This is a genomic window from Variovorax sp. E3 (genome assembly GCF_016082275.1).
Classification (GTDB): domain Bacteria; phylum Pseudomonadota; class Gammaproteobacteria; order Burkholderiales; family Burkholderiaceae_C; genus Variovorax.
This window is the reverse complement of sequence record NZ_MOWM01000326.1, coordinates 1-1534: the sequence shown is the minus strand read 5'-3', so window position 1 is coordinate 1534 and position 1534 is coordinate 1. Positions and strand designations below refer to the sequence as shown.

Genomic DNA, 1534 nt, shown 5'->3' with positions numbered 1-1534 from the left:
GATCACCACCAGGTCGCAGGCGGTGGCGCTCGCGGCGGCCAGGTCGCGTGCGCGCTGCGCGGGGTTCAGCCAGGTGGCGTCGCCCGCGTCGCCGGACGCGGCGCGGGGCGCCTGGGAGGAGGTCGAATCTGTCATCGCAATGGTGTTCGAGCTCCCCGCCTCAGCAGGGGTTGGCGAAGGCCTCGCCCTGCACGTAGCGGCGCACTTCCTCGGCGCACAGCGCGGCGGCGTACTTGACGGTCTTGATCGACGCGCCGGCGATGTGCGGCGTGAGCGTCACGTTCGGGTGCCGCAGCAGCGGGTCGGCCGGGTCGCAGGGCTCGACGCCGAAGGTCTCCAGCCCGGCGCCGCGCAGCTTGCCGCTTTGCAGCGCGGCGTACAGGTCGGCGTAGTCGACCATCGGGCCGCGCGCGGTGTTGATGAAATAGGCGCCGTCCTTCATCTGCGCGAAGGCCGCCGCGTTCATGAAGCCGGTGGTCTCGGGCGTGACGCGCGAATGCAGCGACACCACGTCGGCCTCCCGCAGCAGCGTGGCCAGGTCGACCTGCGCAACGCCGGCTTCGCGGTCGGCGTCGTCGAGCGCCACGTAGGGGTCGCTCACCAGGATGCGGCAGCCGAAGGGCCGCAGCAGCTTGGTGAGGCGGCTGCCGATGTGGCCGTAGCCGATCAGCCCCACGGTCTGGTTGCACAGCTCTTCGCCGGTGCGGTCGGCGCGGTAGAGGTCGCCGCGCCACTCGCCCTTCATGAGCGCCACGTGGCCCTGCGTGATGAGCCGCGTCTGCGCCAGCATCATGCCGACGGTGAACTCCGCCACCGCGCTCGCGTTGCGCCCCGGCGCGTTGACCACCTGCACGCCGCGCGCGCGCGCCGCCTGCATGTCGATGTTGACCGGCCCGCCGCGCGACACCGCCACCAGCCGCAGCTGCGGGCAATGCGCGAGCATGCCGCCGGTGAGCGGCGCGAGGTGGTCGATCAGCACTTCGGCGTCGCCGATGAAGGCGGCCATGTCGTCGGGCGCGCCCAGGTATTCCTTCAGGCCCTTGAGCTGCGGGTCGGCCGCCTCGGCGCTGTAGCCGTGCGCCATCGGCGTGTCGGGCCAGTCGAGCTCCAGCGTGCGGATGTCCAGCGCCGTGTCTTGCGGCAGTGCGGACCGCAGCGCCTCGACGAAGTAGCGCGCCTTCATGAAATGGTCGCCGATGACGGCCACTTTGAGTTCTCTCATGCGAGTGTTTCTTTCATTGCCACGGGGGCGTTGGATGGGGATGCGCGCTGCGCCGACGCGGCGCTGGCGCGCACCTCGCCCAGCGCGGCCCAGAGCGGGCGGTTGCGCGTCGCGCCCTGCTGGTAGAGCGGAAAGAGCTTGTCGTACAGCGCCGCCTGCGCGCTGTCGGGCGCGGTGACGCGGGTGTCGAGAAAGGCGTCGACCCAGGCGGGCAGGGCGGCGCGCACGCTGTCGTGCTGGCCCAGCGCCACGGCGGCCACGATGGCGGCGCCGGCCGCGCCGCATTCCTCGCGGTGGCTCACGCGCACCGGC

General features: G+C 72.2%; 1 protein-coding gene and 1 pseudogene. Both read right to left on the bottom strand.

Annotation, left to right across the window (positions count from 1 at the left end; genetic code table 11):
* Nucleotides 1–160 precede the first annotated feature (160 nt).
* Nucleotides 161–1222, bottom strand: coding sequence for a 2-hydroxyacid dehydrogenase (locus tag BMG07_RS40575; protein ID WP_198089196.1), 1062 nt, complete (start codon nucleotides 1220–1222; stop codon nucleotides 161–163).
* A pseudogene (locus BMG07_RS40570) lies at nucleotides 1219–1534 on the bottom strand (carbohydrate kinase); the annotation flags it as partial. The gene BMG07_RS40575 and the pseudogene BMG07_RS40570, both read right to left, overlap by 4 nt.